Origin of the sequence: Streptomyces sp. CB01249 (assembly GCF_001905735.1) — a bacterium.
Lineage (GTDB): Bacteria > Actinomycetota > Actinomycetes > Streptomycetales > Streptomycetaceae > Streptomyces.
In genome coordinates, this window is record NZ_LISW01000002.1 from 645,942 (window position 1) to 660,751 (window position 14,810).

General features: G+C 72.5%; 16 protein-coding genes. 6 read left to right on the forward strand and 10 right to left on the reverse strand.

Annotated elements, in window-relative coordinates; translation table 11 throughout:
- Nucleotides 1–11: 11 nt before the first annotated feature.
- Both AMK18_RS11435 and AMK18_RS11440 read right to left on the reverse strand, forming a co-directional pair.
- Nucleotides 12–737 carry a TetR/AcrR family transcriptional regulator gene (locus AMK18_RS11435; protein ID WP_073862702.1) on the reverse strand — a complete coding sequence of 242 codons (726 nt, stop codon included), beginning with the start codon at nucleotides 735–737 and terminating at the stop codon, nucleotides 12–14.
- Between the two features lie 28 nt (nucleotides 738–765).
- Nucleotides 766–2,037 carry an MFS transporter gene (locus AMK18_RS11440; RefSeq protein ID WP_073862703.1) on the reverse strand — a complete coding sequence of 424 codons (1,272 nt, stop codon included), beginning with the start codon at nucleotides 2,035–2,037 and terminating at the stop codon, nucleotides 766–768.
- Between the two features lie 147 nt (nucleotides 2,038–2,184).
- Between AMK18_RS11440 and AMK18_RS11445 the strand changes: the two genes are divergently transcribed.
- A complete protein-coding gene (locus AMK18_RS11445) occupies nucleotides 2,185–2,694 on the forward strand; it encodes a MarR family winged helix-turn-helix transcriptional regulator (RefSeq protein ID WP_073862704.1) in 510 nt (169 codons plus the stop codon).
- A 1-nt stretch (nucleotide 2,695) separates the two neighbouring features.
- On the opposite strand, the gene AMK18_RS11450 is transcribed toward AMK18_RS11445, so the two are convergent.
- The 7 genes from AMK18_RS11450 to AMK18_RS11480 form a co-directional block, all read right to left on the reverse strand.
- Nucleotides 2,696–3,469: a hypothetical protein gene (locus AMK18_RS11450; RefSeq protein ID WP_073862705.1), complete on the reverse strand. Its 774-nt coding sequence runs from the start codon at nucleotides 3,467–3,469 to the stop codon at nucleotides 2,696–2,698.
- Nucleotides 3,470–3,482: 13 nt separating this feature from the next.
- Nucleotides 3,483–4,073: a hypothetical protein gene (locus tag AMK18_RS11455; protein WP_073862706.1), complete on the reverse strand. Its 591-nt coding sequence runs from the start codon at nucleotides 4,071–4,073 to the stop codon at nucleotides 3,483–3,485.
- A gap of 153 nt (nucleotides 4,074–4,226) precedes the next feature.
- Complete coding sequence (locus tag AMK18_RS11460; RefSeq protein WP_018101096.1) at nucleotides 4,227–5,003, reverse strand: succinate dehydrogenase iron-sulfur subunit; 777 nt, start codon at nucleotides 5,001–5,003, stop codon at nucleotides 4,227–4,229.
- Nucleotides 5,003–6,757: a succinate dehydrogenase flavoprotein subunit gene (gene sdhA, locus AMK18_RS11465; protein WP_073862707.1), complete on the reverse strand. Its 1,755-nt coding sequence runs from the start codon at nucleotides 6,755–6,757 to the stop codon at nucleotides 5,003–5,005. The genes AMK18_RS11460 and sdhA overlap by 1 nt, the downstream gene beginning before the upstream one ends.
- Nucleotides 6,758–6,787: 30 nt before the next feature.
- Nucleotides 6,788–7,261, reverse strand: coding sequence for a succinate dehydrogenase hydrophobic membrane anchor subunit (locus tag AMK18_RS11470; protein WP_018101094.1), 474 nt, complete (start codon nucleotides 7,259–7,261; stop codon nucleotides 6,788–6,790).
- 5 nt (nucleotides 7,262–7,266) lie between these two features.
- Entirely contained in the window at nucleotides 7,267–7,647 is a 381-nt protein-coding gene (gene sdhC, locus AMK18_RS11475) for a succinate dehydrogenase, cytochrome b556 subunit (protein WP_026171265.1), read from the reverse strand.
- Between the two features lie 243 nt (nucleotides 7,648–7,890).
- Nucleotides 7,891–8,400 (reverse strand): 2-oxo-4-hydroxy-4-carboxy-5-ureidoimidazoline decarboxylase, encoded by a 510-nt coding sequence (locus AMK18_RS11480; protein WP_018101092.1) that lies wholly within the window; start codon nucleotides 8,398–8,400, stop codon nucleotides 7,891–7,893.
- A 355-nt stretch (nucleotides 8,401–8,755) separates the two neighbouring features.
- On the opposite strand from AMK18_RS11480, the gene AMK18_RS11485 reads away from it, so the two are divergent.
- The 3 genes from AMK18_RS11485 (at nucleotide 8,756) to AMK18_RS11495 (ending at nucleotide 12,017) form a co-directional block, all read left to right on the forward strand.
- Entirely contained in the window at nucleotides 8,756–10,351 is a 1,596-nt protein-coding gene (locus tag AMK18_RS11485; protein WP_073862708.1) for a beta-N-acetylhexosaminidase, read from the forward strand.
- 186 nt (nucleotides 10,352–10,537) lie between these two features.
- On the forward strand, nucleotides 10,538–11,305 hold the full coding sequence (locus AMK18_RS11490; RefSeq protein ID WP_241836541.1) for a DUF4328 domain-containing protein: 768 nt from the start codon (nucleotides 10,538–10,540) through the stop codon (nucleotides 11,303–11,305).
- Nucleotides 11,306–11,444: 139 nt separating this feature from the next.
- A complete protein-coding gene (locus AMK18_RS11495; protein WP_073862709.1) occupies nucleotides 11,445–12,017 on the forward strand; it encodes a hypothetical protein in 573 nt (190 codons plus the stop codon).
- 11 nt (nucleotides 12,018–12,028) lie between these two features.
- Here AMK18_RS11495 and AMK18_RS11500 read toward each other — a convergent pair whose 3' ends face one another.
- Nucleotides 12,029–12,529: an NUDIX domain-containing protein gene (locus AMK18_RS11500; protein WP_241836542.1), complete on the reverse strand. Its 501-nt coding sequence runs from the start codon at nucleotides 12,527–12,529 to the stop codon at nucleotides 12,029–12,031.
- A gap of 295 nt (nucleotides 12,530–12,824) precedes the next feature.
- Here AMK18_RS11500 and AMK18_RS11505 point away from each other — a divergent pair, with 295 nt between their 5' ends.
- Nucleotides 12,825–13,649, forward strand: a complete 825-nt coding sequence (locus AMK18_RS11505) for an RNA polymerase sigma factor (protein WP_026171263.1) — start codon at nucleotides 12,825–12,827, stop codon at nucleotides 13,647–13,649.
- A complete protein-coding gene (locus tag AMK18_RS11510; protein WP_073862711.1) occupies nucleotides 13,649–14,761 on the forward strand; it encodes a hypothetical protein in 1,113 nt (370 codons plus the stop codon). The genes AMK18_RS11505 and AMK18_RS11510 overlap by 1 nt, the downstream gene beginning before the upstream one ends.
- Nucleotides 14,762–14,810: the final 49 nt, after the last annotated feature.

Sequence of the window (14,810 nt, forward strand, 5' to 3'; positions counted from 1 at the left end):
GTCGCGGGTGGCTAGGACTTCACCGGTCCGGCCGCCCGCGCCGTCGTTTCCGGCAGGAACTCCTCCAGCACCTCGGCCACTTGGCGCACCAGCGGCCGCACCACCCGGAACCGGGACAGGGCCAGGGCGCGGGCCGCGATCGGGACCGTACGCGTGACCAGGCGGCGGCTGCGGGCGGCGCCGTCCGTCCGGTCGTACACCCAGAACAGCACCAGGCCCATATGCGCGAGCCACATCAACTGCGGCAGCAGCGGGGTCAGTTCCGGGTCCGTCCGGGTGGTGGAGCCGGTCAGGCAGCGTTCGTGGATGGCGATGACCGCCTCGCGCGCGGTGACCGACTCCGGCGAGAACGGGCTGAGCGGGCTCTCCGGATCGGCCGCGTTCTTGAAGAACTGCGTGGCGAAGGGGCGGTACGGCTCCGCCACGTCCAGCCAGGCCAGCAGCACCCCGCGCAGCCGCGCCGCGAGATCCTTCTCGCCGTCCAGGACCGGCCGCACCGCCTCCGCGTGCTCGGCGGCCAGCCGGTCGTAGAAGCCCTGGACCAGGTGCTCCTTGGACGAGAAGTAGTAGTAGGCGTTCCCCACGGAGACGCCCGCCTCCTGGGCGATGGCCCGCATCGTCGTCCGGTCGTAGCCTCTCTCCTGGAAGAGCCGGAGCGCGGTTTCGAGGATCAGTGCACGGGTCTGCTCGCTCCGGGGGGCCTTGCCGGCCTTTACGTCCTTCTCTTCCTTCACCACGGCCCCGAGCGTATCCGGGCCGCGCCCGCTACCCCGCCGCGGGCGTCGTCCCCGCGGGCGCCCCGGCCTCCCGGGCGACGCCACCGGCGGCGGGCGCCCCGAAACGCCGTACGCCCGGCACCAGCACGGTGGCCGCGCAGGCGGCACCGGCCAGCAGCCCGGCCGCGGCGAGCGGGGCCTCCGTGTTCCAGGCGGAGGCGGCGAGCGGGGCGAGGGTGTAGCCGAGCGGCATCGCGGCCAGCGAGAGCAGCCAGTCGTACGAGGTCACGCGGGCCAGGGCCTGCGGGGGCACCGCGGACTGGACGGCGGTCTCCCAGACCGGGTTGAGGAAGCCGAGACCGGCCATGGCGATCCCGTACGCGGTGAGCGAGACGGCCACCGGGGCGTGCGCGGCCAGCAGGCAGAGCGGCAGCACGTACAGCGCACCGGCGAGATTGGCGGCCAGGACCGCCCGGCGTGGCCGGACGCGGCCGGCCACCAGCGAGCCGACGAGCAGGCCCACCGCACCGGTCTGGAGCAGGACGACCCAGCTCCCCTTGCCGCCCGGGCCGTGCAGGAAGAGGGCCGGGCCGAGCGTGGTCAGCACGGCCGCCGCCCCGTTCCAGACGGCGTGCGCGATCAGGCTCGTCCAGTACCAGTCGCGGCTGCGGACCTCGGTCCAGCCACCCTTGAGGTCGCCGAGCAGCGAGCGGCGGGGGATGGGGACATGGCGGACCCGGATCGCGTACAGCAGGGCGGCGCTCACCGCGAAGCTGGCGCCGTCCAGCACGAAGGCCCAGCCCGGTCCGGCGGTGAGGATCAAGGCCCCCGCGACGGCGGGCCCGCCGATCCGCGCGGTCCCGGAGGCCACCGCCATCAGCGAGTTGGCGCGCAGCAGCCCCGACTCGTCCACGGTGCCCCGGACCAGCGGCGACGAGGTCGGCATCGCGAAGGCCCCGGCCGCGCCGCCGACCGCCTCGGCGAGGGCGATCTGCCAGAGGGCCGGGGTGCCGGAGAGGAGTTCGGCGCCGACGAAGAGCTGGGTCGCGCACCGCACGAGGTCGGTGGTCAGGGCCACCGTGCGGGCGTTGAAGCGGTCGCCGACGACCCCGCCCAGCGGGAGCAGCAGCAGCTTGGGCACCATCGCGCACCCCAGTACCAGGGCGAGAGCGCCGGTCGAGCCGGTGGCCAGATAGACGGCGAGGGTGAGCGCGGCGGGGATCGCGGAGTCGCCCAGCATCGAGAGCGAGCGTCCGATGAAGAGCAGCCGGAACGAGCGTGTCCTTAAGGGATGCGCCGTGGGCGGCGCGGGATTGACCATGGGCGGCAATCTATTTCGGTACCGAAGTATCCGTCAACGAGAATTACGGTTCCGAAGGATCTGGTCTGCCGGAGGACCCCGCCCGTCGAAGGTGCCCGGCCGCCGGAGGACCCCGGCCGCCGGAGGCGTCCGCGTAGGCTGAGCGTCATGGAGCAACGCGACTGGACCGACGGCCACGTGGAGCGCTGGAGACCCGTGCTTCCCGAGCTCGACGCGGATGTCGAGGGCGCGGTGACCCGGATGAAGAAGCTCTCCGTCCATCTGCGCCGGGTGCGCGAGCAGTCCCTCATCGACTTCGACCTGGACCGGCAGGAGTTCGACACCCTGCACAAGCTGGCCGGTCGCGGCGGCACGGCGGCCCCGTCCGAACTGGCCGCCGACCTCGACCTCGCCCCAGCGTCCGTCACCGGCCGGCTGGACGCGGTCGAGCGCCGCGGCTTCGTCCGGCGCACCCCGTCCACCACGGACCGGCGCCGCGTCGACGTGGTGCTGACGGACGAGGGCCGCTCGACCTGGCTCGGCGCGATGGCCTTCCTCGGGCACGAGGAGGAGCGGCTGCTCGGCGTCCTGGACGCGGACGAGCGGGCACTGCTCAACGACATGCTGCGGCGCATCATGGTCGTCGCGGAGGACCGGGGCGGGGCGGCCTGGGACTGACTCAGTCCTCCGCCGTGCGGCCCAGCTCCTCCCGCACCCCGTCCGGCCCGAGTTCCAGCAGCCGGGCCACCGCCTCGTTCCACCTCTCCGCCGCCTGCTCCACCGCGTCCCGGAAGCCCCGCCGCAACGGCCCCCCGGCCAGCAGCAGCGCCACCGCGGCGACCGGGCGCAGCAGCCACCGCCCGCGCACCGTGGCCACCGCCTCGACCGCCCAGCGCCCGTCCTCCGCGCGCCGGGGCCGCAGCTGCAGCCGCGCCTCACCCAGCAGGTGCTTCAGCCGCACGGTCACCGGGGCGCGCGCGGCGGGCGGCGCACCGGGCGGCAGCGCCGCCGCGTCCCACCACGCGGCCAGGTCGGCCCGCGCCCGCCCCGACCCGCGCCGCAGCACACCCGAGCCGTCCGGTCCCCACATCCGGCCCCGCCCCTCGACGAGCCGGGGCCGGTCGGGCGCGGTCAGCCGCAGGGACACCTTGGCGTTCAGGTCCGGGGCGCTCAGCCGCTGCTCCACCTCGACCGCGGAGGTGCGCCGCCACTCCCGTATGCGTACCGCCATCCGCTCGCCGTCGTCCGCCCGGCCGATCTCGTACAGCGCCCCGGCCCGGAGGTGACGCCCCTTCAGCAGCCGTAGGTCATCGACGGGTTGGCCGTCCGGCGTGACGACAGTCGTGCCCTCGGCCCGGGTCGACTCGGCCAGGTCCCAGAGGAGCGGGGCGAGTTCGGCGACGAGGGCGCGCTCCACGGCCAGGACGGTGACGGAGTGCCGCAGGACGGCCATCGGGTGTCCGCCCTCAGACGCTCATCGAGCGGGCGGTGTTGACCTGGGACATCACCATCGGGAAGGTCTCCGGCGCGTAGGCCGGGATCATCGTGGAGTGGTGGCGGCCCGCACTGGTCACCGTCACCTGGACGAAGCCGGTCGTCCGCTTCTGCTTCATCAGCAGGAACAACAGGCCGATCAGGCAGAACAGGGCGAAGATGATCGCCAGCACGATCGCGACCGGCGGGATCTTCTCCTCGGTCCGCGACATGTCCGTCGCCGTCCACACCGCGCCCCGCAGGGGCATCGTCCCGGACGGCGTCACGATCGAATCGCTCATCACCGTGATGTCCCCGATGGACAGCACCGGCGCCCCGCCGCCCGTCGGAGCCGCGCCCGGATACCCGTATCCCGGGGCCTGCTGCGACGGATACCCGTAGCCCGGCGGCTGCGACGGCGGGCCGGAGAGCGGCTGCGGGTAGCCGTAGACCGGATTGCCGGCCGACGGGTAGCCGTAGCCCTGGCCGTTCGGGACGCCGGGCGGAGGCCCGGGAGGTGTTCCGGGCGGCTGGGAGGGCCCCCACTTGGATGAGTCGTCCGCGTACGGATTCGGATCGCTCAACGTTCCCCGCTCTCGCTCTCCCCGCGCAACCCCGTGGCGGCGGTGGGTGAACCGACCACCGGTTCCGCACGACCGTACCGTCCGGGCCGCCGGGACGCAGCAAGAGGCCCGGACCCCCGAGGGGGACCGGGCCTCTTCAGCTGCGCGGGGGGATCAGAAGCGACGCGTGATCAGCGCGCGCTTGACCTCCTGGATCGCCTTGGTGACCTCGATGCCACGCGGGCAGGCGTCCGTGCAGTTGAAGGTGGTGCGGCAACGCCACACACCGTCACGGTCGTTGAGGATCTCCAGGCGCTGCTCGCCGCCCTCGTCGCGCGAGTCGAAGATGAAGCGGTGCGCGTTGACGATCGCCGCCGGGCCGAAGTACTGGCCGTCGTTCCAGAACACCGGGCACGAGGACGTGCACGCGGCGCACAGGATGCACTTGGTGGTGTCGTCGAAGCGCTCGCGGTCCTCGGGGGACTGCAGACGCTCGCGGGTCGGCTCGTTCCCCTTGGTGATGAGGAAGGGCATGACGTCGCGGTACGCCTGGAAGAACGGGTCCATGTCGACCACGAGGTCCTTGAGGACCGTGAGGCCCTTGATGGCCTCGATCGTGATCGGCTTCTCCGGACTCAGGTCCTTGATCAGCGTCTTGCAGGCGAGCCTGTTCTTGCCGTTGATCCGCATGGCGTCCGAACCGCAGATGCCGTGCGCGCAGGACCGGCGGAACGTGAGCGTCCCGTCCTGGTCCCACTTGATCTTGTGAAGGGCGTCGAGGACACGCTCCTTCGGGTCGATCTCGATCTGGAAGTCCTGCCACTGGGCCTCGTCGGAGACCTCCGGGTTGAACCGCCGGATGCGGAACGTGGCCGTGATGTACGGCGAGTCGGCGAAGCCGGCCTCGGGCTCGGGAGCCTTGTCGGCCTTGTCCAGGGTGGGTGTAGCCATCAGTACTTACGCTCCATCGGCTGGTAGCGGGTCGTGACGACCGGCTTGTAGTCCAGCCGGATCGACTCGGTGCCGTCCTCGGCGACCTCGCGGTACGCCATGGTGTGGCGCATGAAGTTGACGTCGTCGCGGTTCGGGTAGTCCTCGCGGTAGTGACCGCCGCGGGACTCCTTGCGCGCCAGCGCCGACGTCGCCATGACCTCGGCCAGGTCGAGCAGGTTGCCCAGCTCGATGGCCTCCAGCAGGTCGGTGTTGAACCGCTTGCCCTTGTCCTGGACGGAGACGTCCAGGTAGCGCTTGCGCAGCTCCGCGATCTTGTCGACCGCGGTCTTGATCGTCTGCTCGGTGCGGAACACCATCACGTTGGCGTCCATGCACTCCTGGAGCTCCTGGCGGATCGTCGCGACCCGCTCGGTGCCCGTGGAGTTGCGCAGCCGCTCGACCTGGTCGATGACCTGCTGCGCCGGGTCCTCGGGGAGCTCGGGGAGTTCGCTCTTCGCGGAGTACTCGGCGGCGGCGATGCCCGCGCGGCGTCCGAAGACGTTGATGTCGAGCAGCGAGTTGGTGCCGAGGCGGTTGGCGCCGTGCACCGACACACAGGCGACCTCGCCGGCGGCGTACAGGCCCGGGACGACGGTGGTGTTGTCGGCCAGCACCTCGCCCTCGACGTTGGTCGGGATGCCGCCCATGGCGTAGTGCGCGGTCGGCTGGATCGGGATCGGGTCCGTGTAGGGCTCGATGCCGAGGTACGTACGCGCGAACTCGGTGATGTCCGGGAGCTTGGCGTCCAGCTGCTCCGGCGGGAGGTGCGTCAGGTCGAGGTAGACGTGGTCGCCCTCGGGACCGCAGCCGCGGCCCTCGCGGATCTCCGTGTAGATGGAGCGGGACACGACGTCACGGGACGCGAGGTCCTTCATGACGGGCGCGTACTTCTCCATGAAGCGCTCGCCGTCCTTGTTGCGGAGGATGCCGCCCTCACCGCGGGCGCCCTCCGTCAGCAGGATGCCCATGCGCCAGATGCCGGTCGGGTGGAACTGGAAGAACTCCATGTCCTCCAGCGGCAGACCCCGGCGGTAGCAGGCGGCCTGGCCGTCACCGGTCAGGGTGTGCGCGTTCGACGTCACCTTGAAGAACTTGCCGGTGCCGCCGGAGGCGTAGATGACCGCCTTCGCGCGGAAGACGTGGATCTCGCCGGTGGCCAGCTCGTAGGCGACGACGCCGGCGGACTTCTTGACGCCGTCCTCCTCGACCACCAGCTGGTCCAGGACGTAGAACTCGTTGAAGAACTCCACGCCCTCCTTGACGCAGTTCTGGTAGAGCGTCTGGAGGATCATGTGGCCGGTGCGGTCGCCCGAGTAGCAGGCGCGGCGGACCGGGGCCTCGCCGTGGTTGCGGGAGTGACCGCCGAAGCGGCGCTGGTCGATCTTGCCCTGGGGCGTGCGGCCGAACGGCAGGCCCATCTTCTCCAGGTCGAGAACGGCGTCGATGGCCTCCTTCGCCAGGATCTCGGCGGCGTCCTGGTCGACCAGGTAGTCACCGCCCTTGATCGTGTCGAAGGTGTGCCACTCCCAGTTGTCCTCCTCCACGTTGGCCAGCGCGGCGGCCATGCCGCCCTGCGCGGCGCCCGTGTGGGAGCGGGTGGGGTAGAGCTTGGTCAGCACGGCGGTGCGGCTGCGCTTGGTCGACTCGATGGCCGCGCGCATGCCGGCGCCGCCGGCGCCGACGATGACGGTGTCGTACGTGTGGATCTGCATGGTTTACCTCTGGTCCTTCGGGCCCGGCGCCTAGCGGATGTTCGGGTCGAAGGTGAAGATCACCAGCGTGCCCAGCAGGACGGTGAACACCGTGGCGGTGTACAGCAGCATCTTCAGCCAGAAGCGGGTGTTGTCCCGTTCGGCGTAGTCGTTGATGACCGTACGCAGACCGTTGGCGCCGTGCAGCATGGCGAGCCACAGCATCGCCAGGTCCCAGACCTGCCAGAACGGCGAGGCCCAGCGGCCCGCCACGAAGGCGAAGCCGATCTTGGACACGCCGCCGTCCAGCACCAGCTGGATCAGCAGGTGGCCGAGGACCAGGACGACCAGCACGATGCCCGACAGGCGCATGAAGAGCCAGGCGTACATCTCGAAGTTGGTGCGCGAGCCCTTGGGGGTCTTGCCGGTCCGCTTGCGCGGCGGCTCGATGACGGGGGCCGGGTTGTCGACGTCGTACAGGGAGACGCCTTCGACGGCGCCGATCGCGGAAGTCTCGGTGGACATGGGCCTCAGCTCCCGAAGAGTTCGCGTACGGCGTGGCCGAGCACGGGGTACAGGGCACCCAGCATCAGCACGATCCAGATGCCCAGCACGACCCAGAGCATCTGCTTCTGAACGCGCGGGCCCTTGGCCCAGAAGTCCACGGCGACGATGCGCAGACCGTTCAGCGCGTGGAAGAGAATCGCGGCCACCAGGCCGTATTCGAGCAGCGCGACGATCGGCGTCTTGTACGTGGACACGACGTCGTCGTAGGCCTCGGGGGAGACGCGGACGAGGGCGGTGTCCAGGACATGAACGAACAGGAAGAAGAAAATGAGGACACCGGTGACTCGATGAGCCACCCAGGACCACATGCCTTCCCGGCCGCGGTACAGCGTTCCAGCCGGCACGGAAGAACCCTCCGGGAGCGGGGATTGGGGTCGGCCGGCTTGACTGTCGGTCTGACCCGGCCGGGTACGGTCCACCGGCCCCGGCCATCGTAGCGACGGTTTGTCGGTTCGATCGCGCGGGGCCCTCCGGTGTGATCAAAGTGGCAACGAAACAGGCACGGACGGGCTATGGACAGCCCTCCGCGACCCTGCTCGGCCCCTCCGTGCGGGGGAATCCGGCCCGCCCGGCCCGCCCGCAACCCGTTATCGACTCGATACCAACGCGGCCAGACGGCCCCGGGCGAGTCGCCGCATCTCGTCCGCCGCGACCGCCCGCTCCCGGTCCTCCTCGTGCCCCAGCCGGGCCCGGATGCCGGCCAGGACCTGGTCCGGGTGCTCGGCGGGCGGGTAGCCGTCCAGGCAGATCACGAAGGCGTGGCCGAACCTGCGTTCGTACTCGGCGTGGGCGGCGGACAGTGCGAGATGGGCGGAGCGGGGCGCGTCCGGCCGCAGCCCCGGTGACTCCTCGGCCGCCAGCGCCTCGGCATGATCGGCGGGGGTCAGGTCGTAGGCCGCCTCGTCGGCCGCGGCGAGCAGCGCGTCCGTGTCCGGGTAGGGGCGGTGGTCGGCGAGCCGGCGCGCCCAGGCCGCGCTGCCGAAGCACTCCAGGAGGGCCGCCTCCGCCTCGGGGGCGGGCGCGCCGTTGAACCGGGGCAGGCCCCAGGCGTGCGGGGCGGACCGGGCGGGGGCGCCGCTGCGGCTCTGTACGGGCACGGCGGTGCGCCGGGCGGGCCGGGGCGGCTGCTCGGGAAGGCCGGCGTGGGACTCGCTGGACCTGGACAGCGGGAGCTCCCGAATGGAGAGATGAAGGGGGACTCGGTTGTGAGGAGACTCAACGCTAGCGAGGAGGAGATAAGGGTGGGCGAAGGATGCGCGAATTTCACCCGGACGGGAGAGTTTCGCGATGCCTGGCGAGCGGATGTGTGAGGAGAATGCCCGGTTACCTCCCTTCATCTGCCCCTTTTCCTTGCGGTTCTGCTCCCTTTACTCCGACCCGCCCCTGACTTTCCCCCGACCCGCCTCTGACTTTTCTCCCCCCACGTTTCTCCGAACCGGAGGTTTCTGACTGATGGCATCCTCACGCGGCGCCCTCCTGGCCGTGACGGCGGCGGCCGCGGCGAGCGTCGTGCTCGTCGGCTGCGGCGGCTCCGGAACCGAGCACGGCAACGGCCCCGAGACGTCCCGTGCGGCGTCGTCGCCTTCCCCCACGCCGTCGCCGACCCGGAGCTACCCGCTCTCCAAAACGCCCCGCACCATCCCCGCCGTACGCGAGCACACCCCCGCCCACGGGCCCGGCTGGAAGCCCGGCAAGGACAGCGGGGTCGTCCTCGCGAAGGGCAGCGGCAAGCTCGCCGACGAGGGCAAGCTGCTGGCCGGCGAGCTGAAGATCCACTACCGGGGCGAGGCGGCCGCCCGCGCCGGTGACGTCGAGCTGGCCCTCACCCCGAAGGCGTCCGGCGGGTCCGAGTCGTACACCCTGCGCACCGCCGACGGGCGGGTGCGGATCAGCGGGCCGGGCGAGGCGGGCGTCTTCTACGGGACACGCACCCTCAAGCAGTCCGTGCGCGCCGACGGCTCGATGCCCGAGGGCGAGGTGCGCGACCGGCCCGACAAGCCGCAGCGCGGCCTCAACCTCGACATCGCCCGCAAGCACTACACCGCGTCCTGGATCGAGGACCGGATGCACGAGATGGCCGACCTCAAGCTCAACCAGCTCGGCCTGCACTTCTCCGACGACCAGGCGTTCCGCATCGAGTCGGACACGCACCCCGAGGTGGTCTCGCCGGACCACCTGACGAAGAAGCAGGTCCGGCACATCGTCGCCCTGGCCGGCCGGCTGCACATCCAGGTCGTCCCGGAGATCGACTCGCCGGGCCACCTCGGCGCGGTGCTGCGCGCCCACCCCGACCTCCAGCTGCACAACGTCTCGGGCGTCGCCTCGACCGGGTCGCTGGACATCTCCAAGCCGGGCGCGGCCAAGCTGATCGACGAGCTGCTCGGCGAGTACGCGGAGCTGTTCGGCGGTGCGTACTGGCACCTGGGCGGCGACGAGTACCGGGCGCTGATGGCGAGCAACCCGGCCGCCTCCTACCCGCAGCTCCAGCGCGCGGCGGTCGCGAAGTACGGCTCCGGGGCCGGTATCTCCGACCTCGCCACCGGCTGGCTCAACGACCGGGCGAAGGTGGTCCGCAAGCACGGCATGCGGCCGAAGGCGTGGAACGACGGCCAGTTCCGCGACAGCGAGGTGCGCGCCGACAAAGACATCGAGGTCGAGTACTGGACGGGCAAGGAGTACGGGGCCCGCTCGCCGGAGGAGTATCTGAGCGAGGGCCGCAAGGTCCTCAACCTCAACGACGAGTTCATGTACTACGTGCTCGGCCAGCCCAACGCCTTCGTCTACCCGACCGGCAAGCGGATCTACGAGCAGTGGACCCCGCTCGTGCTGCGCGGCACCACCCCGGTCCCGGCGCGCTACTCGGACCAGATCCTCGGCGGCCGGTTCGCGGTCTGGGGCGACTTCCCGAACGCCCAGACCGCCGAGCAGGTCGCCGCGGGCATCCGGATGCCGCTGCGGGCGACGGCCCAGAAGCTGTGGGTCCCGGGCAAACCGAAGCTGAGCTACGCGAAGTTCCAGTCCCTGGCGAAGGAGATCGACGCGGGCTGAGCCGCCGGAAACGCCTCTGACCATGGACAATGCGGCCACCGGGCATTACGTTCCGGTGGCCGCGCTCGTCCGGGGAGGGACGCGCGCGCTTCTCGCGTCGACGTCTGAATCCTGGGGGGTTCCGTTTCCATGCTCTGTTCACTCTGCGGTACGAGACCGGTCGGCTCGGCCGGTGCGCGGTGCGCCGTGTGCACCACTGCGGCGGATGCCGCCCGGGGCCAGTCCTGGGCCGGCAGCCCCGGCTGGGCGCCGGAGCCGCTCGGGCCGGACCAGCTGCGCTCACCGGCCGGCCTGGCCAAGGCGGTGTGCGTGCTGCTCGGCGCGGCGGCCGTCGCGGACGTGCTGTCGATCGCCGCCGAGATCCACTCCCGTATGTTGCTCGCGGACGGGCTGGACGACGGTTTCCTGGCGGTGGACGACCACGAGCTGACCCTCGCCGACAACATGACCGGGACCGCGGGTGTCCTCCAGATGCTCACCTTCGTGGCGACGGCCGTGGTCTTCCTCGTGTGGCTGCACCGGGTCCGGCGCAACGCGGAGGTGTTCGACCCGTCCGCCCACTCGCTGCGGCCCGGCTGGGCGATCGGCGGCTGGTTCGTACCCGTCGGCAACCTGTGGCTGCCGTACCGGGTGATGAGCGGTGTGTGGTCCGCCAGTGCCCCGCTCGACGGCCTCGGACACCGGTCCTTCGTGCCGCGCGGCCTGCTGAACGCATGGTGGGCGGCGCTGGTCGTGGACCAGCTCGTGAGCCGTGGTGTCACCCGCTATTACGCCAACGCGGAGAGCGGGGACGAGATGGTGCGCGGGCTCGACATGCTCGCGGCCACCGACGCGCTGGACCTCGGCGCGGCGGTCCTGGCCATCCTGGTCGTCCGCAGGGTGACGGCGATGCAGTCCCGGCGCGTGGAGATCGGCCCGGTCCCCGCGGTGCCGCGTCCGCTCCAGGCGCACTGAGACGGGGCCCCGGCGGCGGTAATCGGCCAGCAGCAGTGACGCTTTTCGGCCATTCGGCGCTGAATGCGATAACAGGAAGCGCTGCGCCCCCCTGTGTCCCGGCATGGGGCACTCACGGGAGGGCTGACAGGAGACGCCGATGAGCCTGCTCGACCTGATCGCCGCCGCCGACGAACGCGGGCTCGCCGCCTCAGCGGTCGCCTGCCTCGAACGCTGTCTGCCCCAGCCCGCCCCGGGCGCCACCGGCCCCGAGCCGCTGCGCCCTCTCTGGGCGGCCTGCGCCGAGCCCCGCCTCTGGCCCGCCCGCCTCGCCGAGGCCCGCACCGCCCTGGACGCCCTCGCGCACCCCGGCGAACCGGCCGCCCGCGTCCGGGACCTGCTCGCCGCCGCCCCCGGCGACCGGGCGGGCGAAGCGTTGCGCGCCTGGGCGGACGCCTGCTCGGTGCTGGCCCTGGAGGTCCACCTCGGCCACGACATGACCGCCCCCGCGACCCCGGACCCGGTGGCCCGCTGCCGGGCGGGCGACCCCTCGGGCGCGGGCCCGCTGCTGGCCGGTGAGGCGGCCCGCCAGACCGCGATCCTGGAGATGCTGGCCGCCCTGGACGAGGACGCCCCCGCCACGGCGGGCCTGCGCCAGATCCGCGACGTCTCCACGGAGGGCGGCCGGATACTCCGCGCGGCGGCTGCCCGACGGGGACGGGTGCGGTCCTGAGCCCTCGGCCCCTACCGCCAGGCGTACGTCAGGTCGGTGAGCGGGGGCAGCAGCACGTCGGCCCCGGCCGCCTCCAGCAGCACCGGTCCGGCCGCCGGGTAGAGGTGCAGCCCGGCGGCCTCCGCGAGGGGCACCCAGACCACCCGCGTCCCGTCCTCGGCGTCCAGCTCGGCGGCCGGGAAGGCCGCGCGCATCTCGCGCGGCACGGTCACCAGATGGATGAGATGGAGCCGGCGGAACGTGCCGGGGCGGCCGGGCCGCGTCGTGACCTGGTCCTGCACCCGGAGCAGCCGGGGCGGTTCGGGCAGCGCCGCGACATCGAGGCCCAGCTCCTCGCGCAGCTCCCGGGCCAGCCCGGCGGGCACCTGCTCGTCCGCGTGCAACAGCCCGCCGGGCAGCGAGTACTGGGCCCCGGCGGGCCGCTCCCGCCGGATGAGGCAGAGCTCGCCGCCTTCGACGAGGACCGCGCACACGCGGACGGGGACGGCGGGAACGCCTTCGGTGGTCGTCACGGAGTCATCCTCGTACGTGAACAGCCGCCGCGTGGCGGGAAGAACGAGGACGACCGGGGCCGCCACCCCCCACAGGAGAGGCCCCGGTCGTCTTCCGCGGGGCCGCAGGGCGACCCCGTACTCATCTCTGCGCCGTGGGTGCGTTTTCTGTCACACCGGGGTGGGGCGATGGAATGTTGCGGGTTGTACAAGTCATGGACGCGGTGCACGCCAAGGACGTAGCGTGCGGAGTCGCGCAGGGTGGCGCGGCAGTGGTGACCAGCTGCGATTCGGACAGCAGGGCAGGGTTGAGGTAGTGCTGGGGGACGACGCGGGGCTTACTGCCGCGGTGCTCGCGGCACAGCGCGGGGACGAGGACGCCTTCCGTACTGTGTACCGCGCTGTGCAGCCGCGGCTGCTTGGCTACATAAGGACACTGGTGGGGGAGCCGGACGCCGAGGACGTGGCGTCCGAGTCATGGCTTCAGATAGCCCGTGACCTCGACCGTTTCAGCGGGGACGCCGACCGCTTCCGGGGCTGGGCCGCGCGCATAGCCCGCAACCGGGCGCTGGACCACATCCGGATGCGCGGCAGGCGCCCCGCCATCGGCGGCGACGAGACGGAGCTCTCCGACAAGCCGGCCGGTTCCGACACGGCCGACGAGGCGATCGAGTCCCTGGCGACCGGGCGCACCCTGTCGCTCATCGCCCAGCTGCCGCAGGACCAGGCCGAGGCGGTGGTGCTCCGCGTGGTGGTCGGCCTCGACGCGAAGAGCGCAGCGGAGACCCTAGGCAAGCGGCCCGGCGCGGTCCGCACCGCCGCCCACCGCGGACTGAAGCGGCTCGCCGAACTGCTCGGGGCGGACGCGGCGGGCACCGCGGCCCAGCGCCCGGGCGGCGAGGGCGGACAGCCCGGCCCCGGCCCGGCCAAGCTCCCCGGTCAGGCGGACGGCACCCGGCGGCGCCGGGCGGAGCCGGAGGGTCCCGAGGCGTCCTCGGCGGCCTTCCGGAAGAATGCGGGGGACGCGCCGGGACGGACCGGGGAGCTCGGTGCCGTACCCGTACAACGCCCCCCACGCACCGGCCTGGTGGCTCCCGCCGGTGTGACGCATTCGCGTCTGTGGACGCAGAAGGACATGTGATGGCCGACGAGCAGTACGCATGGCTTGACAAGGAAGCGGCGGAGAAATTGCTCCGCGGCGAACCGGTCGACCCTGCCGAAGGCCGTCCCCGCCAGGACGCCGAACGCCTGGCCGCCGCCCTCGACGCCGTCGCCCGCACCGCCCGTCCCGCCACCGGTGAACTCCCCGGCGAGGCCGCCGCGCTCGCCGCCTTCCGCGCCGCCCCCCGCAGCCCCCGTACCGCCGGGATCACGGCCGCGCACGAGGACGAGGCCGAGACGGCGACGCTCGCCCCGGTCCACATAGGCCGGGCGACGAGTCCGAAGCGCACCGACCGCCCGTTCCGCTGGAGCCGCCCCCTGCGCTTCGGACTCGTCGCCTCGCTGGCCTGCTGTGCCATAGGAGGGGTGGCCGTGGCCGCCGGGTCCGGGATGCTGCCCGGCCCCTTCGGACGGCACACCCCCTCACCGGCGACCTCGGTCTCGGCCGCCGAGTCCCCCGAGGAACTGGGCACCGACGTGGTCCCCGACGAGGAGACCTCCGCGCCCCCGCCGCCCGGCACCCCCACCCCGGACGCCCCGCCCCCCGGCGACCGTCCCGACGCCGACGACGAGGACACCGCGCGCCCCGGCGACGGCGCGTCCCACGACGACCGGAGCGGCAAGGACGACGGCACCGGCACCGACCGGACGGGCGGCAGCCGCACCGGCGGCGCCACGGCCCCCGGCGACGGCGCCTCCCACGACGACGGCGACGACGACGAGGACACCGGCAAGGGGAACGGCCACTCCGGCGACGACCCCTCCGGCTCCTGGTACGCCAAGACCCTCCAGGCGTGCCGCGACTACCGGGACGGCACGCTCGACGCCGACCGCCGCACCCGCCTCGAAGCCCTGGCCAAGGGCGCCCGCAACCTCGACCGGTTCTGCGACCGGCTCCTCGACGCCGAGGACGGCAAGCACGGCAGCGGCTCGGGCGACGCCGAGCAGGGCGGCGACGCCTCCGCGCCGCTCCCCGCCATCCGGTTCACCGAGTCGCCCGGCCCCTCGACGGCGGCCGTCGCGCCGGACCCGGGGGCGACGGATTTCGCCTCCGAGGACCCCCGGCCGGCGGCCTCCGCGGCGGCCCGCTGAGCGTCCGTACCGGTCGGTGTGACGTTTTCCGGCCTGCCGACGCTGTACG

What these genes read in the sequence shown, in the direction of transcription:
- AMK18_RS11440 (WP_073862703.1), bottom strand. Translation starts at nt 2,037, where the DNA reads ATGGTCAATCCCGCGCCGCCCACGGCGCATCCCTTAAGGACACGCTCG.
- AMK18_RS11445 (WP_073862704.1), top strand. Translation starts at nt 2,185, where the DNA reads ATGGAGCAACGCGACTGGACCGACGGCCACGTGGAGCGCTGGAGACCC.
- AMK18_RS11450 (WP_073862705.1), bottom strand. Translation starts at nt 3,469, where the DNA reads ATGGCCGTCCTGCGGCACTCCGTCACCGTCCTGGCCGTGGAGCGCGCC.
- AMK18_RS11460 (WP_018101096.1), bottom strand. Translation starts at nt 5,003, where the DNA reads ATGGCTACACCCACCCTGGACAAGGCCGACAAGGCTCCCGAGCCCGAG.
- sdhA (WP_073862707.1), bottom strand. Translation starts at nt 6,757, where the DNA reads ATGCAGATCCACACGTACGACACCGTCATCGTCGGCGCCGGCGGCGCC.
- AMK18_RS11470 (WP_018101094.1), bottom strand. Translation starts at nt 7,261, where the DNA reads ATGTCCACCGAGACTTCCGCGATCGGCGCCGTCGAAGGCGTCTCCCTG.
- AMK18_RS11485 (WP_073862708.1), top strand. Translation starts at nt 8,756, where the DNA reads ATGGCATCCTCACGCGGCGCCCTCCTGGCCGTGACGGCGGCGGCCGCG.
- AMK18_RS11495 (WP_073862709.1), top strand. Translation starts at nt 11,445, where the DNA reads ATGAGCCTGCTCGACCTGATCGCCGCCGCCGACGAACGCGGGCTCGCC.
- AMK18_RS11510 (WP_073862711.1), top strand. Translation starts at nt 13,649, where the DNA reads ATGGCCGACGAGCAGTACGCATGGCTTGACAAGGAAGCGGCGGAGAAA.